The 22,710-nt window shown below is 46.9% G+C and carries 20 protein-coding genes and 3 pseudogenes; 14 read left to right on the plus strand and 9 right to left on the minus strand.

All coding sequences use genetic code 11. From position 1 onward, the window contains the following. Nucleotides 1-236: pseudogene (locus L5M49_RS21380) on the plus strand (IS4 family transposase); the annotation flags it as partial. 13 nt (nt 237-249) lie between these two features. Here the strand turns inward: L5M49_RS21380 and L5M49_RS21385 are convergent. Further along, nucleotides 250-1,419 (minus strand): annotated as a pseudogene (locus tag L5M49_RS21385) (PhnD/SsuA/transferrin family substrate-binding protein); the annotation flags it as partial. 212 nt (nt 1,420-1,631) lie between these two features. Between L5M49_RS21385 and L5M49_RS21390 the strand changes: the two are divergent. The 8 genes from L5M49_RS21390 (at nt 1,632) to L5M49_RS21425 (ending at nt 7,535) form a co-directional block, all read left to right on the plus strand. Beyond that, the gene (locus L5M49_RS21390; RefSeq protein ID WP_105251242.1) at nt 1,632-2,234 is read left to right on the plus strand and encodes a response regulator transcription factor; all 603 of its coding nucleotides are present in this window, start codon (nt 1,632-1,634) and stop codon (nt 2,232-2,234) included. A gap of 415 nt (nt 2,235-2,649) precedes the next feature. Beyond that, complete coding sequence (locus tag L5M49_RS21395; protein WP_263266815.1) at nt 2,650-2,925, plus strand: hypothetical protein; 276 nt, start codon at nt 2,650-2,652, stop codon at nt 2,923-2,925. A 15-nt stretch (nt 2,926-2,940) separates the two neighbouring features. Beyond that, nucleotides 2,941-3,492, plus strand: coding sequence for a dihydrofolate reductase family protein (locus L5M49_RS21400; protein WP_263266816.1), 552 nt, complete (start codon nt 2,941-2,943; stop codon nt 3,490-3,492). A gap of 165 nt (nt 3,493-3,657) precedes the next feature. Continuing rightward, nucleotides 3,658-4,233 (plus strand): type II secretion system protein, encoded by a 576-nt coding sequence (locus tag L5M49_RS21405; RefSeq protein ID WP_219234484.1) that lies wholly within the window; start codon nt 3,658-3,660, stop codon nt 4,231-4,233. 144 nt (nt 4,234-4,377) lie between these two features. Beyond that, a complete protein-coding gene (hslV, locus tag L5M49_RS21410; RefSeq protein ID WP_006083300.1) occupies nt 4,378-4,902 on the plus strand; it encodes an ATP-dependent protease subunit HslV in 525 nt (174 codons plus the stop codon). Nucleotides 4,903-4,921: 19 nt separating this feature from the next. Beyond that, entirely contained in the window at nt 4,922-6,250 is a 1,329-nt protein-coding gene (hslU, locus tag L5M49_RS21415) for an HslU--HslV peptidase ATPase subunit (protein ID WP_105251238.1), read from the plus strand. A 194-nt stretch (nt 6,251-6,444) separates the two neighbouring features. Next, on the plus strand, nt 6,445-6,831 hold the full coding sequence (locus L5M49_RS21420; protein WP_063883307.1) for a gamma-butyrobetaine hydroxylase-like domain-containing protein: 387 nt from the start codon (nt 6,445-6,447) through the stop codon (nt 6,829-6,831). Between the two features lie 119 nt (nt 6,832-6,950). Beyond that, the gene (locus tag L5M49_RS21425; protein WP_263266817.1) at nt 6,951-7,535 is read left to right on the plus strand and encodes a DMP19 family protein; all 585 of its coding nucleotides are present in this window, start codon (nt 6,951-6,953) and stop codon (nt 7,533-7,535) included. Nucleotides 7,536-7,569: 34 nt separating this feature from the next. Here the strand turns inward: L5M49_RS21425 and L5M49_RS21430 are convergent, their stop codons facing one another. Next, nucleotides 7,570-8,046, minus strand: a complete 477-nt coding sequence (locus L5M49_RS21430) for a hypothetical protein (protein ID WP_263206915.1) — start codon at nt 8,044-8,046, stop codon at nt 7,570-7,572. Between the two features lie 291 nt (nt 8,047-8,337). Next, nucleotides 8,338-8,832 (minus strand): annotated as a pseudogene (locus L5M49_RS21435) (transposase); the annotation flags it as partial. A gap of 218 nt (nt 8,833-9,050) precedes the next feature. On the opposite strand from L5M49_RS21435, the gene L5M49_RS21440 reads away from it, so the two are divergent. The 4 genes from L5M49_RS21440 to L5M49_RS21455 all read left to right on the plus strand — a co-directional run bounded on the left by L5M49_RS21440 (nt 9,051) and on the right by L5M49_RS21455 (nt 15,409). Then, nucleotides 9,051-9,488: a hypothetical protein gene (locus tag L5M49_RS21440; RefSeq protein ID WP_113940113.1), complete on the plus strand. Its 438-nt coding sequence runs from the start codon at nt 9,051-9,053 to the stop codon at nt 9,486-9,488. A gap of 708 nt (nt 9,489-10,196) precedes the next feature. Further along, complete coding sequence (locus L5M49_RS21445) at nt 10,197-11,762, plus strand: cryptochrome/photolyase family protein (RefSeq protein WP_263266818.1); 1,566 nt, start codon at nt 10,197-10,199, stop codon at nt 11,760-11,762. A gap of 85 nt (nt 11,763-11,847) precedes the next feature. Then, nucleotides 11,848-12,555 carry an SDR family oxidoreductase gene (locus L5M49_RS21450; RefSeq protein WP_263266819.1) on the plus strand — a complete coding sequence of 236 codons (708 nt, stop codon included), beginning with the start codon at nt 11,848-11,850 and terminating at the stop codon, nt 12,553-12,555. Between the two features lie 520 nt (nt 12,556-13,075). Further along, the gene (locus L5M49_RS21455) at nt 13,076-15,409 is read left to right on the plus strand and encodes a M4 family metallopeptidase (RefSeq protein WP_263266820.1); all 2,334 of its coding nucleotides are present in this window, start codon (nt 13,076-13,078) and stop codon (nt 15,407-15,409) included. A gap of 215 nt (nt 15,410-15,624) precedes the next feature. Here L5M49_RS21455 and L5M49_RS21460 read toward each other — a convergent pair whose 3' ends face one another. The 3 genes from L5M49_RS21460 to L5M49_RS21470 are packed head-to-tail and all read right to left on the minus strand — an operon-like array spanning nt 15,625 to nt 18,406. Then, nucleotides 15,625-16,176, minus strand: a complete 552-nt coding sequence (locus L5M49_RS21460; RefSeq protein ID WP_263172991.1) for a response regulator transcription factor — start codon at nt 16,174-16,176, stop codon at nt 15,625-15,627. Further along, complete coding sequence (locus tag L5M49_RS21465) at nt 16,173-17,483, minus strand: sensor histidine kinase (protein WP_263266821.1); 1,311 nt, start codon at nt 17,481-17,483, stop codon at nt 16,173-16,175. The genes L5M49_RS21460 and L5M49_RS21465 overlap by 4 nt, the downstream gene beginning before the upstream one ends. Before the next feature lie 8 nt (nt 17,484-17,491). Next, nucleotides 17,492-18,406 (minus strand): dTDP-4-dehydrorhamnose reductase family protein, encoded by a 915-nt coding sequence (locus L5M49_RS21470; protein ID WP_263266822.1) that lies wholly within the window; start codon nt 18,404-18,406, stop codon nt 17,492-17,494. 178 nt (nt 18,407-18,584) lie between these two features. Here L5M49_RS21470 and L5M49_RS21475 point away from each other — a divergent pair, with 178 nt between their 5' ends. Next, nucleotides 18,585-20,435: an alkaline phosphatase D family protein gene (locus L5M49_RS21475; protein ID WP_263266829.1), complete on the plus strand. Its 1,851-nt coding sequence runs from the start codon at nt 18,585-18,587 to the stop codon at nt 20,433-20,435. 4 nt (nt 20,436-20,439) lie between these two features. On the opposite strand, the gene L5M49_RS21480 is transcribed toward L5M49_RS21475, so the two are convergent. The 3 genes from L5M49_RS21480 to L5M49_RS21490 all read right to left on the minus strand — a co-directional run bounded on the left by L5M49_RS21480 (nt 20,440) and on the right by L5M49_RS21490 (nt 22,526). After that, nucleotides 20,440-20,832, minus strand: coding sequence for a hypothetical protein (locus tag L5M49_RS21480; RefSeq protein ID WP_212600493.1), 393 nt, complete (start codon nt 20,830-20,832; stop codon nt 20,440-20,442). 147 nt (nt 20,833-20,979) lie between these two features. Further along, the gene (locus tag L5M49_RS21485; RefSeq protein ID WP_263266823.1) at nt 20,980-21,897 is read right to left on the minus strand and encodes a pseudouridine synthase; all 918 of its coding nucleotides are present in this window, start codon (nt 21,895-21,897) and stop codon (nt 20,980-20,982) included. Between the two features lie 53 nt (nt 21,898-21,950). After that, on the minus strand, nt 21,951-22,526 hold the full coding sequence (locus L5M49_RS21490; protein WP_105251225.1) for an LON peptidase substrate-binding domain-containing protein: 576 nt from the start codon (nt 22,524-22,526) through the stop codon (nt 21,951-21,953). Nucleotides 22,527-22,710: the final 184 nt, after the last annotated feature.

A 22,710-nucleotide genomic window follows, 5' to 3' on the forward strand; every position in this document is an offset into this window, starting at 1 on the left:
CGTTGATGGTTCAATGCCTGTTGTGGCTAGTTGGTTTACACGCACAGCAACAGGGCTGGGATAAGCATTTTCAGGCCAATACCATTGGGCATCGAACGGTACTCTCAACGATTCGCTTGGGATTGGAGGTACTCAGGCGGCCTGATTATCAAATCACGGAGAAAGAATTGCTGGCGGCCTGGGTATTATTCGCCAATCAGTTGCTCAAATATGGCTATGCTATGGCTGATTTATGAGGGGATCCTTCAGGGCTATGGGTTGATTGAGTTCATGGGCAAGTCCGGCACCTATTTCCCCAAGAATCGCCGCACTTTGTAGTCGCTCAAGCTGCAGTGCCTTGTCCTTTAATTGGCGCTCAGTGCTGACTAAAAACTCACTTTTCTGGCGAAACTTATATTCAAGCCACAGGTGATAAATGGTGGAAATAATGAAAATTAACAGCAGTGCGCCACCCCATTCTTTATTTTTTGACATCCATTTGTATACGGTTTGATAAAGTGGTGGTGATGCTCCCTGTAGTTGTAATTCTTTAAATAACTCAATCACTTTTAACTGGCTCACGGGCGCAGTCCAGCCCAAAGTATCGGCGGTAATGGCTGCAATATGATCGGCGGGTAAATCGAATAAGGCGCGGGTAATCGCCATCGTCAGCTTAGGAGAAACCGTATCCGCCGCAGCGAATGACCAGTTTGGGTATAACTGAGTGCTCACCTCGCAATCATATCCTGCAGGCGTTGCAGGATGGATAACCCGATAATCGCCCTGATTAACAAGACCCGTTGCGATCATTTCCTCTAAGGTACAAAAAGGCGCTATTGCGGCGTCGGCACTGCCATCTCTGACTTGATAGATAAGCGGTTCTAACGGGAAACCGAGGAAGCGCACTTGCCCAAAAAACTGTTCGGGTAAAAAACCCATTTTATGCAGTAACCCCATGGCCGCTTGATACCCCCCCAAGGCCTGCGGATCACTGGCGACCACATTGCGCCCGCGCAAATCCTGCAAGGTACGGATAGGGCTGTCGGCGCGGACAATAATGGTCGCACCTATGGTAAAAGTACTGCCTTGATGCTTACGACTCTTCATTGTCGCAAGCCAAGACAACGGGAAATTGTTACTTAGATGCAGATATTGCCCAGGGTTAGTGACGATAAACTGCAAATCATGCTCAAGTAACTGACTACGCATGCCATTAAAATCCACAGGCACGACTTCAAAATGACTATTAGGCACTTGCTCACTGAGGTAATCCATCATAGGTTGCCAACGCTGCTTGGCCTGTAACACGCCATGATTTGCCAGCACTCCGACTCTAAAATGGTTCACTTCTGTCGCTTCGTTGGCATAGGACGGATTAAGCCCAATGATACTCAGCAAGAATCCCATCAATATCGCTTTACACCAAGAGTCAATCGTCATCGCCTCTATTACCCACTCTTATATGCCATTGTCATGGAACGACTTTAGCTCGCAGATAAAAATCAAGCTGTGAAATGCCGCCAAACTCTGGTTTATGCCCAGAGGGAATCGGCTAATTTAGTGATGTATCTCCCAAGACCTAGGCTTAAAATTGAGCCCACTCTGCACCCAGCTTAAGCTGATAGCATGCTTACCGCCCCACAAGGAACACCATGTCGATAAAATTGCCACTCTATCTAGTCGATGACGATGAAGCGATTCTGGATTCACTGGGCTTTATGCTCGGACAATTTGGCTATCAAGTGCAAACCTTCAACAGCGGCCGCGACTTCCTTGAGCACTGTGCATTATCACAGGCGGGCTGCGTGATTTTAGATAGCCGAATGCCGGAAATCACCGGCCAAGAAGTGCAGCAAAAACTGCTCGAAACCCACAGTCCGCTTGGCGTCATCTTTCTCACTGGCCACGGCGATTTACCTATGGCGTTAAGCGCCTTTCGTAAGGGGGCCTGCGATTTTTTTCAAAAACCAGTGTCCGGCAAGGCATTAGTACAAGCGATTGAAAAGGCGCAGCGTGAAAGCCAAGCGGCCTTCGAACAGCAAAGTCTGCAGCATAAGTTTGACCAACTGACTGAGCGCGAACAGCAAGTGTTAGCCCATGTGATCCAAGGCATGACTAACAAGCAAATATCGGAGGCGATGTTTTTATCCCTGCGCACGATTGAAGTACACCGCGCAAAAATCATGAAAAAGCTCGAAGTGAACAATATGGCAGAGCTAGTGCAGCACTTAGGCAATCTGAATTCTGTCTTATAAGTCAATCACCCGTGGTCACTAAACAATTGTTAAGCCTTCTCGCCACGCATAAGGATTTAACCGTTAAACCCTTTTTACCCCGACCATTCAAGATACCGTAACTACACAGTTTTCATCCAACCTGCGACAAGCTGTCGCAGTTTGTGCATTTGGCTTTGTTAAATATCGTAGCAGCCCGCACAATCACGCCATAGGTTCCTTCCTTTGTGCCCCGCAGGCGCTCAAGAAATCCACTGCTTTTTGAACCTCCACCCGAGGGTAACTATACCCTCGGGGATTTTTTGCTTCCATCCGCGAATGCCTTCCTCCAAGATAACAACTAAAGTGGAAATGGAACGATCCAATTCTAGTTCCGTCTGCAAAGCAGTTATATACTTTCCAACCGTCTCAAATAATAAGAATCATGGAAGAGCGAATGTTCAAACCTTTAATATTACTCAGCTTTAGCACCTTAGTCTTGACCTGTATGAGTGGCTGCGTTGGGCCACTTAATTCAAAATGTGATACAAATTCCCCCTACAGCAAACAAGAATGCAATGCAGCCGACGCCGCAGTTTATATTGCAGCAGCCATATTGGAAGGCCCAGATAAAGGTCAAACGTGTAACGATATGTCGGGCAAAGCAAAACAAGACTGCCTCGCTCAGCAACAGGCACTGAAAGAATCACTAGAGAAACACGCTCGAAAATAGCATTAAGGAAGATGAATGAAAGCCTCCGTTTTTATTGCCGCGACCCTCGACGGTTATATCGCAACGCCCGATGGGGATATCGACTTTTTAAATCAGCACCCCAGTACTAATCCCGATGAAGACTTTGGTTATCATGCCTTTATCGACACTATCGATGCGATTGTAATGGGACGAAAAAGCTTTGAAAAAGTCCTCTCCTTCGATTGCGATTGGCCCTATGTAAATATCCCAGTGTTTGTATTAAGTCGCAGCGGTGTAACAGTACCGTCGGCGTTAAGTGAGCACGTGCAAGTGCTTAATGGCGATGCGGTAAATATCAGCAAACAACTCAGAGAGCGTGGCTTCAAACATATCTATATCGATGGCGGCCAAACAATCCAAGGCTTTTTAGCGGCAGGGCTAATTCAGGAACTCACGCTCACTCGCATCCCCACTTTACTGGGTAAAGGTATTCCCCTCTTTGGCGACTTAGCTCAAGCGATTCAATTAATGCCAATTCACACGCAGCAGTACGACAATGGCTACGTACAAACCCGCTATCGTGTTATAGACAAAATGGCTTTATAAGCCGTTTACATTCGGCTGATTGCATTGAAGGGTGAAGTGATGGCTTGCCATCTTGCTGCATAACCATGTAACAGCAATGTTAAACAACTAAATATTATCAATGGCTTACTGATTGCAAATCAAAGTTCCGTTAGAATATTGTCCTCTAACAAATAGGTGAGCAATATGAGTCGTTTGCAGTCATCGAAGGGTTTTACATTAATTGAGCTGGTTGTGGTCATTATCATCCTTGGGATCTTGGCCGTCGTCGCAGCACCACGGTTTTTAAACCTAGGCCAAGATGCTCACGATGCCAGAGCCAAAACCACATTTGCGGCCTTTACCTCTGGTGTTAAGCTTTATCACAGTTGCTGGCTTGCGGGCGGTCACTCAGGTTATACCCAAGATCTCGCCTGTTATGGTGATGGAAAACTCGACTCGACCACCACTGGATTTCCACTGGGAATAGAGACTGCAACCGCTGATGCCGGTGCTAAATTGCAGGGCGATTATTGTGGTCAGTTATGGCAAGGTCTTTTGGCTAATAATGAATTTGTCATTGCCGATCAATACTCTTGGCGCACAGTTCCCAATGTCGACATTGTTTACTGGTATGGTGCCGTCGACATAAAAGATCCCAATGCTTACTGCATTTTCAACTATGTCTCTGACGATCGCAGCTTCGGCAGTGAAAACTGGGATCTTAAATACTATCCCTTCGATGGCCGCACTATTGTAGGTCGATCCACCCTTTCCCAATAAGCGCTTATTTTTATTGCTAAAGGAGCGCGAAAGATCGCAAACTCCTTTGGCATTTGCCGCGATTACTTGAATTATTGTCATCCATCCCCATATATATCCCATCATCCACCGCAACTTTTGCTGCGGGCCAGAAGAGGATTCATTGTGACCACTATCGTATCAGTACGCCGTAATAATCAAGTTGTCATCGCCGGCGATGGCCAAGTCTCCCTAGGCAATACCGTCATGAAAGGTAACGCCAAAAAAGTGCGTCGCTTATATCACAACAAGGTACTGGCAGGTTTTGCAGGCGGCACCGCCGATGCTTTCACCCTATTCGAGCGTTTCGAAGCCAAACTCGAAATGCACCAAGGCCATTTATTGCGCTCGGCCGTTGAGCTCGCCAAAGATTGGCGTACCGACCGTATGCTGCGTAAACTCGAAGCCCTGTTAGTCGTGGCCGATGCGGAAACCTCGCTGATCATCACAGGTAATGGTGATGTCGTTCAGCCAGAACACGACTTAGTCGCCATTGGTTCAGGCGGCAACTATGCCCAAGCGGCGGCCCTTGCACTATTGCAAAATACTGAGCTGTCAGCTCTAGAAATCGCCGAAAAATCCCTGACTATTGCTGCGGATATCTGCGTATTTACCAATCAATTCAAAACGATTGAAGAACTCAATTACTAAACAGCCCGTGAGGAATATTATGTCTGAAATGACCCCCCGTGAGATTGTCCACGAGCTGGATGCACACATTATTGGCCAACAAAAGGCCAAACGTTCTGTTGCTGTCGCCCTGCGCAACCGCTGGCGCCGGATGCAACTTGACGCGGATTTCCGTCAAGAAGTCACCCCAAAAAATATTCTGATGATTGGCCCAACGGGCGTTGGTAAAACTGAAATTGCCCGCCGTTTAGCCAAACTGGCGAACGCGCCTTTTATCAAGGTCGAAGCCACTAAATACACTGAAGTGGGTTATGTCGGTAAGGAAGTCGAGCAAATCATCCGCGACTTGACCGATATCGCCATCAAGCTGACCCGCGAGCAGCAAATGGGCAAATGTCGCCAACGCGCCGAAGAAAATGCCGAAGAGCGCATTCTGGATGCCCTGTTGCCTAAGCCAAAAAACGACTGGGAAAGCACTGAAACCGATTCCAACTCAAATACCCGTCAAGTCTTCCGCAAAAAACTACGCGAAGGCCAATTAGACGATAAAGAAATCGATATCGATGTGGCCCAACCGCAAATTGGTGTTGAAATCATGTCGCCTCCAGGCATGGAAGAAATGACCAACCAGCTGCAAAGTCTGTTTAAAAACATGGGCCAAGCACCAGCAAAACGTCGCAAGATGAAGATCAAAGAAGCCTTTAAGCTATTGATCGAAGAAGAAGCCGCCAAACTGGTCAATCAAGAAGATTTAAAAGAACAAGCCATTGAAATGGTTGAGCAACACGGCATAGTGTTCCTCGACGAAATCGACAAAATCTGTAAGCGCGGCGAAACCTCAGGCCCCGACGTTTCCCGTGAAGGCGTGCAACGTGACTTACTGCCGCTCATCGAAGGCTGCACTGTTACCACAAAACACGGCATGGTAAAAACCGACCACATACTGTTTATCGCCTCTGGCGCATTCCAGATGTCTAAACCGTCTGATTTAATTCCTGAATTACAGGGTCGTTTACCGATCCGTGTCGAGTTAGATGCATTATCAGCCAATGATTTTAAACGCATTCTAACCGAGCCACACGCCTCGCTCACCGAGCAATATATCGCGCTGATGGGCACAGAAGGCGTGAAAGTTGAATTCAGCGAATCGGGTATCGACAGCATTGCGAAAGCCGCATGGCAAGTGAACGAGCGCACCGAAAACATCGGCGCCCGTCGTTTACACACTGTGATGGAAAGGCTGATGGAAGATATCTCCTACGAGGCATCGGAAAAATCGGGCTCCGCCTTTGTTATCGACGCCGACTATGTCAGCGCCCACTTAGACAACTTAGTCCAAGACGAAGATCTCAGCCGCTTTATCCTCTAGTACTAAACCGTTCACCGCCAAGCTCAAACGACTTGGCGGTGAACGACTCAACTGCAAAAGTGTGACTTAAACGAAAAAGCCTGACCAAGGCTCTCGCTTACCCTTTGTATCCTTGGCCGCGAGTGGTTACATTAGTCAGGTGTTATTTTAATGAGTCGTTATCCTATCCTTAGCATTTTCTTGGTAGCCAACCTATGACCACAGCAACGCCCAATGTCACCGATCTTAAACTGAAACGTAAATCGCGCATTCTAGAAATCAGTTTCGATAATGGTGAGCAATATCAGCTCAGCTGCGAGATGCTCAGAGTCTACTCGCCCTCGGCCGAAGTGCATGGTCACGGTAATCCAAAGCTGGTCACCCACAAGAAAAACGTCAACATCAGTGCCATAGAACCCGTCGGTAACTACGCAGTGAAAATCGTCTTCGATGACGGCCACGACACAGGCCTATTCTCGTGGAAAGTGCTCTACGATCTCGCCACCCACCAGGTGGACCTATGGGAAAAATACCTCGCCCGCCTACGCGCAGAAAAAGCCTCACGCGAACCGCTGATTGCGATGAATATAAAGTACAACTAGTACGTTAGGTAAATAGACGCTTAATTGTGCGATGTAAACTCTAGAAACAGAGAATTTAACAATGGGTAGCTTGTGAAGCTGTGACTTCTCTTACTGACTTGAGTATCAAAGGAAAGACCATGTCGGAAAAAATCCCCTGCCAAGAATGTAACACCTTAATCCTTCCGAGTACCGCCGAGAAAAATGAGGGTTTATGCATGCCCTGCAAAAATGGCATACGTGCAAATCTCGAGCGTGCGAAGGAATACTACCAACAAGAGCGTGAACTCGATAAAACCTGTCCCTTTCGAGCCTTTTGGCGAGATCTTGTTGTAAGGGTACATAACAAAGAACAAGGTTTTTATACGCTTAGACCAGAGGAACAAAACTACTATGCGGTGAACTGCTTATCTGGCGAAGTCTATAATGGTGGATTTATTCAGTATTTCGACAACTCTTCAGGTGAGCATTACGCCTTCGCTGAGCGTGGACTTATCCAAATGGGAGCAAGCCACTCGTTAAACTTATTGCACCAAGCAAAACAGGCCGTGTTTGGCGAAAAGCCCGTACCAATCGACAGAGATCGTCGTTTAGCCACCACCGATAACCAAGACCTGTACAGCGTACTCGATAAGCTCGATGACGAGTTTTATAAAGATCTAGATGATCTCGATGCCAAGCTTGAAAGCTACGCCCTTGATTACGGACTGGTAAATAACACTTAACTGGCGATTGTCGGTAATCACTTAAAGATAAAGGCTATCCTTGGCAGAAATAAGCATAATTGAGCCTATCTTGCTGACCCCATACCGCAGTCCAGCCATTCACATCACTCATGTAAGCGAAATAAATGGATTGCGTTTTAAGACAAACATCTTGAAATGGCGCTTTATTCTGATTAATAAAATGCGCCGACCTAACCAGCACATCGGTACAAACGTCTTCATCCTCCACTAGCCAAATAAAATCATCACGCCATTCATCCAATGCTATCGCCGCCTCTGGGGAATAGAGTCTCAACTTATCTTGCGCGAGTACCATTTGCTCGGGAGTCACAGAACATGAAACCGCCAACTTATCGAATACACCTGAGCCGCCAGCCCAAAAAGACAAATCAAATTCCAACCTATCCTCTAGCGGCGTAAAACCCAATAAATTTTCGATAATCATCAAACTTTTAGCTAAATCGGCATCAGGTCTTTGATAACGCTTTTCAATCCCATCATATTCCCGCATACGAACTAAGCTCCCGCTGCGTTAAGTGACGCATTAAAATTGAGTAACATACTATAAAATAATAACTTTTTGATCAATGCACCCAACGATTAAGACTATTACGCCAGTGACTCGCCAACTTTGATTTAAAAATGAGTTATCCCTAAGCGCTTGATGGCGCCATTTGCAGCATAAGTAAGCGCGAACACTGCGATCACATGGTCAAGGATAATGGAATGAAAATTATCAGGTCTACCATTTTAAATCAGCAACTTCATCAAGTAAGGCCTGTGATTTAAACCGTCCCTGCTAAAAGTGGCCTGTACAGTTATCTTCTTGATTTGCTTGTCTTGCTATTAGCTCATTCAAACATCGCGCTCTTTTGAAAACTTAGGCATGAAATATCGCATAATCGGCTGCGGTAAATTGCAATTGAATGCTTTAATCGGTTGACCTCATGCGCCTCAACTAACTCTCCTTAAACGGATTTTTGTGTTAATTCATCGCCTTTAAACAACTTATGCCACTGCTCCAGCACTTCTCAGTCAGTCCAACGATTGGCACTGTCGATATCGACCCGCAGCACCACATGTAGATGATTCGACATCACCGCAAAGGCTGCAACATCGATAGCAAAAACGGCTTCAAGTTCAAACAGTAGTGACTCAACCCAACTATGGCGATGGTCATAATTATTCCCAGAATAGGCATCATCGCCACATAAAAAAGCACGCCGCACAACGCGGCTATAGCAATGGTAATAGGGAATGTCTTCAAGGCTTATTAAGTTCTGAGAGGACGCGGCATATAAACCTCCTTGTTTAATGCTTAATCAAAACATAGTCGGAGGTTAACTACCACACCATTTAAGCTGGGTGCCTTGAAAACAGCTTCTTTGTAGGCAACCTGAAAGTGCATTATATTGTTGCTCTAAAATGGATGGCCAGATTTATTATTAGCCCTGCATATGTGATAAAACAGTTAAACCTTCGCTGGAAACAAATCTTAGAAATGGAGTATTGTCAGTGACAACGAGAACGGAATTACTCAATAAATTAAGCGCCTTATCGACCGCCGATCCAGAGCACTGTCCGGTAGTGACATTAAATGAGTACTTTTTAGAAAACGAAGATGAAGAGTCTATCGCACCCAATAATTGGGGTTATGGTCGACCATCCATCAAAGAAATCTATCGTTGCTTGAAAGAAATCGAACATAGGTCAGATGTGCAAGGTGTTTATGTTGGGATGCACGATGAATGGTCCGAAGCACTTGAGGATGATGAGCTATGGCCTGCAGCTGAGAACATTCATATTCTTACCTGTGCGCCTCTGGCGGAAGTGGAAGAATGGATTGAAGGAATCGCAGCAGATGGAATGGGGACAGGCTGGCCCTATGGCGAACATCAACTATCCCCTAAGCCGTATGCAGGCTATCATGTCTATACAGTATATTGGGATTAGTGGTTAGCTATCTCACTGTTTATGTGAATTTTATTGCATCAGACAACCCCAAAACATCGGTCTAGGCCGATGTTTTTATATCTAAGGATACCAATCTCATTTTTGTATTATAAAACGTGCTCCACCAGCCTTATTATATGAATTAGCTCGTGTTATTTAGACTCCCATTGTTAAATTTTAAAAATGGAGTGTTAGTACTCTTTTTAAATACTAACAAACAACACTAAAACTTCAGAAGTTCACCTTCACCTGCGAAGTTGCTGAAGGGCGTTGAAGAAAATCGCATGAGCGAGGCATGGATGCCAAGTTAGCTTTCGGATTCTTTATTTAATTAATAGGGATGTACCACCGTAAGCGTTAGCGATTTTGAATAAGCACGAAGCCCTGCTTATAAATAAAGAGTTAATGCATGTAACTTCGCTAGGGTGAGTGCTGCGAAAACAGCGGTACGAACGAGAGCCAAGGATGGCGAACTGGCAGTCAGACATCGACGTTGTTCGGCAAGGACTCTTGATTGAAAATCAAGGGGTGAAGCCCCCGACTTTGACTTTGCTTTAAAAGCTATCAAACCAAGTTTAGATAAACCTCCTTGTCGAAATCACGACAAATACCCTGCTTTGTGATCCTCACTGCAACCCAATTCGTAATGTCAGGCAATATCCCATCGCGAAATGCTTAACCGCGAAAGTCATTCAACGAGTCCACTTAATGCAATTACAGCAATTCCATACAGTCAGGTTAATTTTAGGCGATCAACTCAATGCCCAGCATTCTTGGTTTAACCGTGTTGATGATCAAGTGCTGTATGTGATTGCAGAATTGCACCAAGAAAACACTTATGTAACCCACCATGTGCAAAAAATATGTGCCTTCTTTGCGGCAATGGCGCAATTTGCCCAAGAGCTGCGTGCGCAAGGGCATCAAGTGCTCTATTTAACCCTTGATGACACCTTCAATAACACTCAGGGCTATAGCGATCTACTGGGGCTCATTCAACATCAAGTGATGCAGGTTGGCGCAATCAAGTTTGAATACCAAAGGCCAGATGAATACCGCCTGCTTGAGCAATTGAGTCAGCTTAAGCTCAACACCGCCGTGGTGAACTGTGTCGATACAGAACACTTTATATTGCCGTTTGACGAAATCGATACGCAGTTCCCCGTCGGCAAACACATTATGATGGAGCACTTTTATCGCCGTATGCGTAAACGCTTCAACATCTTGATGCAAGACGCAAAGCCACTCGGCGGGCAATGGAACTTTGATGCAAGCAACCGTCAAAAGCTTAAACCTCAGGATATAAAAGTCTTGCCTGAGCCATTAATGTTTAGCCTCGATGTGACGAAAATTCTCGCTAGGCTTGAACGTCATCAAATCCCGACCATGGGTCGTATTGATACGCCATTGCTGTGGCCGATAAACCGTGCGCAAAGCCTCGAGCTATTAACATATTTTTGTCAGGTTTGCCTTCCTTCCTTTGGCCGCTTTCAAGATGCCATGACAGCGCAACATCCCGCCAAGTGGAGCTTGTACCATAGTCGACTATCATTCAGCCTTAACAGTAAATTAATCAGCCCGTTAGAAGTCATCAATGCGGCCATCGACAGTTATCAAACGAATGCTGAGATTGATATCGCCCAAGTTGAAGGGTTTGTACGACAGATATTAGGTTGGCGAGAATATGTTCGCGGCATTTACTGGGCCAATATGCCGCAGTACGCCAGCACTAATGCTCTCGATGCCCATGGGACGCTGCCCGATTATTTTTGGCATGGCGACACTAAGATGAGCTGCATGCGACAAGCGTTATCCCAATCATTAGATTTTGCCTACGCCCATCATATTCAGCGCTTAATGGTGATCGGCAATTTCTGCTTATTAACCGAAATCGAGCCAAATCAAGTCGATGAGTGGTATTTAGGCGTGTATGTTGATGCCATCGAATGGGTTGAAATGCCCAATACCCGCGGCATGGCATTGTTTGCCGACGGCGGCATTGTCGGCACTAAACCCTACGCCGCTAGCGGCTCTTACATTAATAAAATGAGTGACTACTGCAGCGGGTGTCATTACAAGATAAAAGAGCGCAGCGGCGCACTTGCCTGCCCGTTCAATAGCTTTTATTGGCGCTTTATGGACAAACACCGCGCGCGATTGTCGCAGAACCCAAGGATCGGCATGCTGTACAACACATGGGACAAGATGGACGAGCCCGTAAGGCACGCCATATTAGCCACGGCCGAGCACAACCTCGTTCATCTAAACCGTTTGTAGCTGAGTAATGTTAAGTGTGACTCATTGATATAAAGAGTTTGATATAAAGATTTTGATATAGATATTTGGATAGGGAGAGTTTGCTATGAAAGTACTTATCGTCGGCGGGAGTGGGGGTATTGGCAAAGCCATGGTTAAGCAAATTCAAGAAAGCTATCCCGACGCCACAGTGCACGCCACCTACTGGCATCATCTTCCCCAAGACAGGCAGGAGAAAATCCAATGGCATGCATTAGATGTGACCAATGAAGCTGAGATTAGACAGCTAAGTGAACAACTCACTGAATTAGATTGGATTATTAACTGTGTCGGGATTTTACACAACCAAGATAAAGGGCCAGAAAAAAGCCTACAGTCACTGGATATCGACTTTTTCCAGCACAATTTAACGCTCAATACCCTGCCCAGTGTCATGCTGGCTAAACACTTCTGCCATGCCTTAAAACAAAGTAGCTCGGCAAGATTTGCCGTGATATCGGCGAGAGTCGGCAGTATTACCGATAATAAATTAGGAGGCTGGTACAGCTATCGCACCTCAAAAGCCGCGCTGAATATGTTTCTCAAAACACTGTCGATTGAGTGGCAACGCACCATGAAACACGGCGTGGTGTTGTCTCTGCATCCGGGCACGACAGACACGCCATTATCTCAGCCATTTCAACAGAGTGTCCCCAAAGGCAAACTGTTTACACCTGAGTATGTCGCCAACTGCTTACTGCCCATCATAGCCAATGCTACACCCGCACAAACAGGGCGTTTTTTTGCCTACGATGGCACAGAGTTACCTTGGTGACATAAGCTGAAGAGCAAGTCAAGCAGCGGCAACTCCGATGGAGTCTTTCTAAGTTAATAAATCAAAGCCGAGGATCTCAACCCCTTGATAGGATGATGCCCCCAACGCACACCCCATCCTTAATCAAGCCTTTTCAAGAACACTGAAAAATAAACAATTGAAATAAATCATTAAATTATTTTAAAACACTCAAGTGCATCACCCTTCCGCTTGGCTAAATCCCTATTACCCAAAAGTCCTAATTCAGATTTAAAAGCGTCTAAATGAACGTTGAAGATAGTTCCTTTGTACGATTGTTAACGCTTTTACATTTAAATAACATCTAGAGTCATGCGGTTATTCACGCTTTGCACAGAATAAAAATCTGAGAATTCCCGCCTGAGCAACAGCTCATTCTATGCGGCCATGGCAGAGGGATGCCGACGACCCTGTAGAAATCACAATAAAAAACGCTCGCCCGAGCCAGTTAAGCTGTATGGCATTCCAACGTTATTTACAAAACGGAAAAAGGATTTCAAGCATGATGCTAAACAAAAAACTGTCGCTACTCTTCATTGCTGTGTCGGCCACTTTAGGCACATCCGCATTTGCTGCCGATGTTGTCGATGTCGGTACTCTTAGAAGCGCGTCTTCAAGCAATAACTTAGTGTCTCAGTTCAGCTTAGACGCAGGTAGCCAACTCAAAGTCGAGAAAAAACTCAACCTAGGTCAAGGCAAGCAAAAACAACGTTTACAACAATATTTCCATGGCGTACCGGTTTATGGTTTCTCTGTTGCGACGTCACAATCGAGCATGGGCTTTTACAGCGACATGTCTGGCCGCGTATTAAAAAATATTGAAAAGTCGGCTGATTTTGTCAAACCCACTTTAACGGCTAACAAAGCGTTAGATATTGCGATCCGTGGCAAGTCTGACAAAGCCGTTGCAGGCCTAAAAGCTGAAAACAAACAAGCAAAATTATGGCTTTACCTCGATGATGCCGCTAAAACTCGCCTCGTTTATGTGACCTCATTTGTAGTATATGGCGATGAGCCAAGCCGCCCATTCACTATGGTTGACGCGCACTCAGGTGAAGTGATTAAGCGTTGGGAAGGGATTAACCATGCTGCAACCGGCACAGGTCCAGGCGGTAACATTAAGACAGGCCAATACGAATACGGTACTGATTTTTCTAGCTTAGACGTTGAAGTGAGCGGTGACACTTGCACCATGAACTCACCTAACGTGAAAACCGTTAACCTAAACGGTGCCACATCAGGCGCCACCCCCTTCTCTTATACTTGTCCACGCAATACAGTCAAAGAGATCAACGGCGCTTACTCGCCATTAAACGATGCGCACTACTTTGGCAACGTGATCTACAACATGTATAGCGAGTGGTACAACACTGCACCGTTAACCTTTCAGTTAACGATGCGAGTTCACTACAGCAACAACTACGAAAACGCTTTCTGGGACGGCAGCGCTATGACCTTCGGTGATGGCGCAACAACCTTCCACCCATTAGTGAGCTTAGATGTCTCGGCACACGAAGTGAGCCACGGGTTCACTGAACAAAACTCAGGGCTGGTTTACGCAGATCAATCTGGCGGCATGAACGAAGCCTTCTCAGATATGGCGGGTGAAGCTGCTGAATTTTACATGCACGGCACAAACGACTGGTTAGTCGGCGCCGATATCTTTAAAGGCAGTGGTGCACTGCGCTACATGGCAGATCCAACCTTAGACGGTATCTCAATCGGTCATATCGACGATTACTATGATGGCATCGACGTGCACCACAGTTCAGGTGTATTCAATAAAGCTTTCTACACTTTAGCTAACTTACCAGGTTGGGATACACGCAAAGCATTCCAAACATTCGTAGTCGCTAACCAATTATATTGGACGGCGGACAGCTTATTCTGGCAAGGCGCTTGTGGTGTAAAATCGGCCGCAACTGACTTAGGCTTAAGTGCTGACGATGTGGTTACTGCGTTTGCCGCTGTGGGTATCACCCCTTGTGAAACGCCACCACCACCGCCACCACCAGAAGCTACTGAACTCGCCAACGGTGTTGCTGTGACAGGTTTAGCGGGTGCATCAGGTAGCAAAAAATACTACAAACTCGATGTCGCTAGCGGTGCAACTAACCTGAGCTTCAATATGTCAGGCGGCACAGGTGATGCGGACATGTATGTTAAATTTGGTCAAGCGCCGACGTCTAGCAGCTATGACTGTCGTCCATACAAGTCAGGTAATGCCGAAAGCTGTGCTATTGATCCTGCTCAAACGGGAACTTATTGGGTGATGGTCAGCGGCTATAGCAGCTACACAGGTGTGAGCCTAGTGGGTGCTTATGACGGCGATGACACACCAAACCAAGCTCCAACTGCAGGCTTTACTGCAAGCTTTGCTAACGGCAACGGCAGCTTCACAAGCACCAGTACTGACAGCGATGGCGACCTGACATCATGGAACTGGGATTTTGGTGATGGTACAAATGCCGCAGGTGCGAGTGTCAATCATCAGTATGCCCAGTCAGGCAGCTACACAGTCACACTGACTGTAACTGACAACGATGGCGCAACGGCAAGCACTTCTGAAGAATTTGCAGTTGAAGTGCCAGAAGTGGCGTTAGAAATGACAGTGAAAAACGCTAACAAATCTCGTCGCGGCAGCATTCGTGTTGCACTCGAATGGGAAGGTCACAACGCTGATGAATATACTATCTTCCGTAACGGTGTTGCGGTGGGTACTTCAAGCAGTTCATCGTTTATTGACCGCTTCACTGACCTAGCTGGCACTAGCTTCAGCTATAAAGTGTGTGAAACTAACGGCCCTTGCTCAAACGAAGAAACCGTTAATTTTTAATCGCATAACCTAATCGTGCAATGGCGCTAGCGTAAATCCTAGCGCTAATTCATCGATTCACTTCTCGTTTTCTTGTTAATGCCACTCGGCCCTTTTGAGTGGCATTTTTTATGGTCAAACGCTCAGCCTCAGCACCTCATCAGGTTTGCCTTAAGCTGTTGCCTGTTGCTCCTTGCTCCTTGCTCCTTGCTCCTTGCCCACACGTGGATGAATCGTTACTTCAAATGTCCACTTTCACCCACTGGTTTCTTCAGCAATTTACGTTGTAACGTCCGACGATGCATTCCCAATTGGCGAGCCGTGGCGGACACATTGCCTTGGTTAGCATTGAGCACTTGCTGAATATGCTCCCACTCCAAACGCTTAGGATTAAGTGGCGAATCGTCGACTTCATCTTCTTGAAGAGTATGGGAATGCCCATCTATTTCCAGTGCGGCGAGCAAGGTTTGGGTATCCACAGGTTTAGCTAAATAATTATCGGCGCCGAGACGAATCGCTTCCACCGCAGTGGCGATACTGGCATAACCTGTGAGTAACACCATAGTCACCTTGGGCAGCAGATGACGCAGCGGCACAATTAACCCTAGGCCATTGGCTTCGGCAAGCTTCATATCTAAAAGAATATGGCTAGGACGAAATTCCCGCGCCACCAGCAGAGCATCACTGGCATCATGGGTTAATCGGCATTCAAAGCCATGGCGTGTTAATCGGCGGCCTAAAATACTCGCAAGGGAAAGGTCATCCTCTACAATCAACAAACGTTTCATGAACTTACCTCGTCACTAGCCTTAGTCTTGTGCGATACAGACGGCGCCAGCTCCCTTAAAATAGTGAAACGAATTTGTGCCACAGTGCCACCTTGGGGATGATTAGCCAAAATCAACTCAGCGCCTAAACGCTCTAAACTGGCATGACTGAGTAGCAAAGCTACACCTAAACCCTTGGGACTTTCTATGAGTAAGGTGCCCAGCTGTGGCAATAAATCGGGCGCGATACCAGTGCCATAATCGCGGATCTGCAAGTAGATCTGCTCTTCGTTTGGCGCTATATCTAAACTGATATCCACCTGCGGCGCACCTAGGGTTTCGGCGCTAGCGCGGGCAGCATTTTCAATCAAGGCCATGATGGCTGGCGTTAAACTCATATCAGTCAGAATACTTTGCTCTGCCAGTTGTTCAGGCATACAAGTGATCAACCAATTCAGTTCAGTTTGCGGCATAAACAGCAAGGTTTTTTGCTTTAAACTGTCCACCAGCTCAATGATCTTTAGTGGGCGCTGGCGGCGATCGCGGATCGACTCCGTCGCTAATCTCAGCTCGGCAAGTGTATGTTCACAGCGACCTAACGCAGTTTCCATCTCGACAATCGTTATCGAGTTATCGCTCATGTCTTCTTTTACTTCATCGAGTAATAACCTCAGACTCGAGAGCGGCGTGGCCAGTTGATGTGCCATCTGCGCCGATACTGTACCTAGGGCTAAGAGTTGCTCCTGACGCAATTGCCCTTCGCGCATATAAGCTAACTGCGCATCTTGGCGGCGCATACGCTTAGTGATTAACGCTACGCTGGTTGTCATCACCAAAGCTGAAATCACAAAGTTGAACCACATGCCTAAATAGTGGGAACTCATGTCCATACCGTGGTGCTGCATGGGGGATTCGGGCACAGTAAAGATCATCAGGCTGTAGGCAAAGGTTGAAATAGCCGTCAGTGCCCAAGGCGCCCAGATTGGCAAAGTCACAGCCGCAAGTGCAATCGGCAACAGTAATAACGAGATAAACGCATTGGTCGCGCCGCCGGAAAAGTGCAACCAAGATATCCAAAATAATGTGTCTAAGCTGAGCGCAATAAAGAGGCCGCGCTCCTTAGCAAATAAGGGTTTACGTAGCGCCAATGTGAGCGAAAGGTATAATACCTCTAGCACTAACACATGCACTAACGGCTCCATTTGCAGGCTAAGACCAAAAGTATCGGCGGCAAACGTGGTTAAGCCTATTTGCAGCAGCAAACCTAAGGTTCGCAGTAATGCGACTTGGTCGGCAGCCTGTAGACTGGTCCCTAAGATCTTAGCCATGGCGATTCCTACAGAGTGAATCCGAGCGTAGCAAGTGCACCACTCGATTGTGTTAATGCTTGGCGCACGCCAGTGGCAAAATTGATTTCAGAACTAATCCCCAGCGCAGCTAAACGTGCACAACTTAAGGTGCAGTCCCTTGGCCGCTTGGCGTTATCTGTCGGCGTAGACTCAGGCGTTAAGTGCGCTGTACTGAGTTGTAAAATCTCTCCTAAGGTCAACAACATCTGATACTTAGTCATAGTCTCTGCGGCGCTAAAATGATAAATCCCCTGCACTATTAGCGCTACAATATGCTGTGCAATCATCTTGTCTATGGCTTGGGCAATATCGGCGGTCGAGGTTGGATTGCGTATCGCCCAATGATCAACACCCTGAGCGCGACGCTCAATCAATTGGTTAACCAGCACTAGCACAGCAGATTCACTCAGCTTTTCTACTTGGCCGTAAAGGATTGGCAAGCGTAGCACAGCAAAATCAGCGCTAGTGTCTAGCACGATTTCTTCGCCCTTTAGCTTAGATTCACCATAAAAATTAACCGGATGAGTGGCTGCATCTTCAGCGTACTTAGGTTGAGTGCCATCGAACACATAGTCAGTGGAAATATAGATAAGCCAAGCATTATTGGCCTTAGCTGCCATAGCTAAGGCTTGGCTGGCGGTTAAGTTAAGTGCCAATGCTGCCTGCGGATTTTGCTCGGAAACATCGGGGCGACGCTCGGCGGCGCAGTGCACTATCACTTGCGGTTGCTCGCGGGCGATAAATGCCTCGACATCCAAAGGGGCGGTAAGATCAAGTTTATGCACTCGTTCACTTGCGCGGCTAAAACCCGTGGCGATAACCTCATGTCCTGTTAATTCAAGCTGTTTTACGACAGCTCTGCCGAGTAGCCCAGTCGCCCCCGTGACCATAATCTTAGCCATACCGCCCCATTCAGTTTCAACGCATATTTATGGCTAACAATTCTAAAAGCTTTTCATATTCAACGCACTTGTTTACTCTTCTAAACCAAACTTACTTAGGGTTAACTCATGCAAGATTAACCCAAATACCCATAGGCAGAATTTGAGTACGACACTTCCTCTGATATTAGCTGGCCCCATGCTGCGCCACTGCGATGCCTCACACTTTACCCTGTGGTTTGTAAGTCGTGAGCCATTAACTGAACTTAAGCTGCGTCTTGGTGAGCAAGAGTACCTGTTGCAGGATGCAGATTTACACTATGTGCCACTTGGGCAACATGCCCATCAATATCTAATAATACTGTCGCGCCCAGAGTTGCTCGCGCCCAATATCGTCACACCTTACCAAGTGTCTGCCGCTCAGCATGGTGATATTTTTGCCATGATAAGCCAGCTAAACTACGGCGATGCGTCGACGCCAAGTGTACGTTTTACCCCTGAATTAACCCAAGTATTCCACGGTTCCTGCCGCAATCCGCATCACCACAGTGACGATGCACTGGTCGCCGCCGATACCCATTTAGCCAAGATAATCAACAGGGGTGCGGAGGATGATCGCCCTGCACTTATCATAATGAGTGGCGATCAGGTCTACATTGATGATGTTGCGGGACCTATGTTAAGCGCCATAGGGCAAGTCATCGATTTGCTTGGTCTTAAACATGAGCAATTTGAAGGCGCGAGCATCACCACTAGTGAAGACATTCATTATCAGCCCGCATATTTGTATCAACGGCATAAAAACCTGTTGCCTCATACCCAATATCCGGCCAAAACCGCGCTTTGGCGTTGGTATCGCAATCACCCCATTTTTACCTCCTCCATCGCCGTAAATCATTTGGTCAGCCTAAATGAAATCATCGCCCTGTATTTACTCACTTGGTCACCTGAACTGTGGGAATTAGTGAACATCTCAAAGGATGTCGATGGCTTATCACCCGCCAATACCGCCCGCTGGCAAAATGAGTGGCAACACTTGCTTGGCTTTAAAGCTGGGCTGGGGCAAGTCAGGCGCTTTATGGCGCACATTCCCGTTTATATGATGTTTGATGACCACGACGTCACCGATGATTGGAATCTGACGGCTAAATGGGAACAAGCGGCCTACGAACACGCATTTTCGAAACGCATTATTGGCAATGCCTTAATCGGCTACACCTTATTCCAAGGACTTGGCAACGCGCCTGATAAATTTGCCGCCGATATCCGCCCGCTGCTCGATGCGTTTTTTGCGCGACAAGAAAGCGAAAGTCAGGATCTGCTCATCGACGAATTACTTAAATTTGAGCAGTGGCATTACACCTTAGAGTCCTCGCCCAAACTGGTCGTGCTCGACACGCGTACCCGCCGCTGGCGCAGTGAATCTAATCTTGCAAAACCTTCCGGCTTGATGGATTGGGAGGCGTTAATGGATTTGCAGCAAGAGCTACTCGGCCAGTCGAAGGTCATTATCGTCTCACCTGCGCCCATGTTTGGGGTCAAGTTGATTGAAGCAGTGCAGCGCACAGCCACTCTGATCGGCGGTTCCCTGTTAGTAGACGCCGAAAACTGGATGGCCCACCCGGGCGCCGCCAATGCACTGCTGAGTATTTTTATGCACCGTAAAACCCCAGAGGAGTTTGTGATCCTCTCCGGCGATGTGCATTACTCCTTTAGTTACGACATCAGTATTCGTTTTAGACGCAGTAGCCCTAACATCTACCAAATCACCTGCAGCGGTATAAAAAATCACTTCCCCGAGAAGCTGTTACCGATTTTCGATAAACTCAATGGCTGGTTTTATGGCCACTTTTCACCACTTAACTTGCTGACAAAACGTAAACGTATGTTGCTGCGCGGCAGGCGACCAAATGGTGAGCCGAGTAAACGTCTAGTGAATAAAAGCGGAATAGGTATGTTGGAATTAGCTGATGATGGTGCACCAACAAAAATTGCGGTTTTACATGGCGATATGAGCGAAACCCTGTTCGAACCACCCAAACAGGAATAACAGATTAAACGGGTTTATTATGTTTAACCGTTTCAGGCTGAGTGGCACCAGAGCCAGAATCCATCAAAGGCGTATTTTTGGATAACGCCTCATCGGTTTTGGCAGGTTTTGGCTGAGCCTGATTGAAAATCAGTGCTTCTGGCTGCGACTTATTCGACGGTTTTTCATGCGCCATTTGATCCCAAATGATCTTAGGGCTTTGATCCCGCTCGGCATCGGCTTCTGCTGTCGATGTGCCAGACGAACTCGGTTTCTTCGGTTCAATCACCGCACTCGCCTTACGGATTTCGGCGGCAATGTCATTCAGATAAGGCTGCTTAGTCCAGTCACCAAAATACATGGCCCCCACTAATACTGCAGCGCAAAGCAAGATAGAGAAGATCGCAGATTTGGTCATAATGGACTTCCTTTAAACAATCGTAATATGGCTCCCTATGGCAGAGACTCAGATACTGCAGATTGTATTCATACCATCACAGGGCCAAGCACACAATTGCACCCGATTATTTCCTTTAAACAGACTGGAAATAATGCTTTCCGCTGACTAAAACTCAAAACCTTGACATTGCACGTCGTGATGGATCCCGCTCACTGGGTCAATAAAACGTAACCGCTGCGCCATCAACTTAAGAGGCGTCGCAAAGTTATCCGGCCCTTTGGGTAATAAGCTTGGATAAAATCTGTCGTTTAACAATGGCATACCTAAGCTTTGCATATGCACACGAAGTTGGTGGGTTTTACCGGTAATCGGGCTCAGGTGGAACAAACCAAGATCGCCTTTTACCGCCACTAAACTGATTTCGGAATGGGTATTTGCCTCGCCTTCAACGATTTTCATGGTAAAGCTCGGGTCGCTCGGCTGCATGCGGTTTGTAACAGTCCTGTGCAATGGCAAAGTTAAGCAGCCCTGTTGATATTGTTCAATAATCTCAGGAGTCAACTTGGCAATCGCTTGATAGTCTTTACGAATCGCATCGTCGATAAAGAGTTGATGATAGAGCGCGCGGGTTTCAGGCGCGACAGTCATCAGGATCACTCCAGCAGTTTCACGATCAAGCCTATGAGCGGGCGCGATAGTATCAATGCCAGTACGCAATCTTAGTCTATGCACCAGACATTCGTTCACATAGTTGCCGCTTGGCGTCACAGGCAAAAAGTGCGGCTTGTAGGCCAAAATGACATTGTCATCTTGGAATAGGATCTGTTCTTCGAAGGGGATTTTCGCTTCCACCGGCACTTCACGGTAGTAATACACCCGCGCCGCTGGACGATATTCAGTGTCCAAGGCGATCAAACTGCCATCCCGCCAATGCACTTTTCCGTCGAGGATCCGCTGACACCATACATCTTCACCTATACGGGCAAAATGTTGTACGAGAAAGGCAAACACTGTGGGTTTATCTGTGACATTCACAGGAAGCACTATGTAAGAAGGTTGGGCGGCGCGGGCAGATGCAGTCATATCACAAAAAAAGCGGCTATAGAAAGCCGCTATTCTAGCCTTTTTGTGGTTTTTCAGTCCACATGGGACTTGATGAGTTGCAGCACGAAGTCCAAGGTTTTGTGGCAATCTGGCTGATTCACTAATACTAATTTATCTTTGTTATACATAGGCAAAACCTCTAGCCAGCGTTGGCTCACCCAAGCGGCGTCTTCCAAATGCACTTGAGAATAGAGCTCAAACAGATCGGGATTCACTTCATAAAATTGCTCTAATGCGGCGCTTATCAACTCAAATTCACCTTTAATCGGCTCTTCTTGCCAGTTACGGCAAGGTAAAGTACGCGCCATCCACAGCTTATCTTTGGCCTGCGCCGCTGAGAGGATGCTGACGCGTTGACGCCCTTCGAGCACTATGCTGAGTGAATCATCTTCTAGCTGATTAAAATCGATAATGTCACATTGGGTGGCAGTGGGATAACAGGGCGGACTACCACTGGGTCTAATGGTGGCAAAGGCGAGCACATACTTTCCCTTGAATACATCGGCCACCATGCGCAGATGACCGGGGTCAACCACGCGAACCTCCACCCGTCCCTGTGGCAGTAACAAGGCATCGCGCATGAGTAACGCCATTTCTCGTGTTTGCATAGCAACCTCCTGCCCCAAATAGAAGGAAACGAACTCAATGCATTCGTATTTCCTATTATTGTAAAGTGTAGCAGGTGAAAGAATTTCCTTCCTGAAGCCGCTGAGCGCACAAAGAAATTTGCGACCCCGCTATTTTGAATCAGGGCATTTCAACCACGTCATGTCAAACCCCGTTTTCTAAGCA

It is taken from the genome of Shewanella sp. SM74, from assembly GCF_025653725.1.
GTDB lineage: Bacteria > Pseudomonadota > Gammaproteobacteria > Enterobacterales > Shewanellaceae > Shewanella > Shewanella oncorhynchi.

Excerpts from the sequence above, each read along its gene's own strand:
- L5M49_RS21390 (WP_105251242.1), top strand. The coding sequence starts at position 1,632 with ATGTCGATAAAATTGCCACTCTATCTAGTCGATGACGATGAAGCGATT.
- L5M49_RS21395 (WP_263266815.1), top strand. The coding sequence starts at position 2,650 with ATGTTCAAACCTTTAATATTACTCAGCTTTAGCACCTTAGTCTTGACC.
- L5M49_RS21400 (WP_263266816.1), top strand. The coding sequence starts at position 2,941 with ATGAAAGCCTCCGTTTTTATTGCCGCGACCCTCGACGGTTATATCGCA.
- L5M49_RS21405 (WP_219234484.1), top strand. The coding sequence starts at position 3,658 with ATGAGTCGTTTGCAGTCATCGAAGGGTTTTACATTAATTGAGCTGGTT.
- hslU (WP_105251238.1), top strand. The coding sequence starts at position 4,922 with ATGTCTGAAATGACCCCCCGTGAGATTGTCCACGAGCTGGATGCACAC.
- L5M49_RS21420 (WP_063883307.1), top strand. The coding sequence starts at position 6,445 with ATGACCACAGCAACGCCCAATGTCACCGATCTTAAACTGAAACGTAAA.
- L5M49_RS21425 (WP_263266817.1), top strand. The coding sequence starts at position 6,951 with ATGTCGGAAAAAATCCCCTGCCAAGAATGTAACACCTTAATCCTTCCG.
- L5M49_RS21430 (WP_263206915.1), bottom strand. The coding sequence starts at position 8,046 with ATGCGGGAATATGATGGGATTGAAAAGCGTTATCAAAGACCTGATGCC.
- L5M49_RS21445 (WP_263266818.1), top strand. The coding sequence starts at position 10,197 with ATGCAATTACAGCAATTCCATACAGTCAGGTTAATTTTAGGCGATCAA.
- L5M49_RS21450 (WP_263266819.1), top strand. The coding sequence starts at position 11,848 with ATGAAAGTACTTATCGTCGGCGGGAGTGGGGGTATTGGCAAAGCCATG.
- L5M49_RS21455 (WP_263266820.1), top strand. The coding sequence starts at position 13,076 with ATGATGCTAAACAAAAAACTGTCGCTACTCTTCATTGCTGTGTCGGCC.
- L5M49_RS21460 (WP_263172991.1), bottom strand. The coding sequence starts at position 16,176 with ATGAAACGTTTGTTGATTGTAGAGGATGACCTTTCCCTTGCGAGTATT.
- L5M49_RS21465 (WP_263266821.1), bottom strand. The coding sequence starts at position 17,483 with ATGGCTAAGATCTTAGGGACCAGTCTACAGGCTGCCGACCAAGTCGCA.
- L5M49_RS21470 (WP_263266822.1), bottom strand. The coding sequence starts at position 18,406 with ATGGCTAAGATTATGGTCACGGGGGCGACTGGGCTACTCGGCAGAGCT.
- L5M49_RS21475 (WP_263266829.1), top strand. The coding sequence starts at position 18,585 with ATGCTGCGCCACTGCGATGCCTCACACTTTACCCTGTGGTTTGTAAGT.
- L5M49_RS21480 (WP_212600493.1), bottom strand. The coding sequence starts at position 20,832 with ATGACCAAATCTGCGATCTTCTCTATCTTGCTTTGCGCTGCAGTATTA.
- L5M49_RS21485 (WP_263266823.1), bottom strand. The coding sequence starts at position 21,897 with ATGACTGCATCTGCCCGCGCCGCCCAACCTTCTTACATAGTGCTTCCT.
- L5M49_RS21490 (WP_105251225.1), bottom strand. The coding sequence starts at position 22,526 with ATGCAAACACGAGAAATGGCGTTACTCATGCGCGATGCCTTGTTACTG.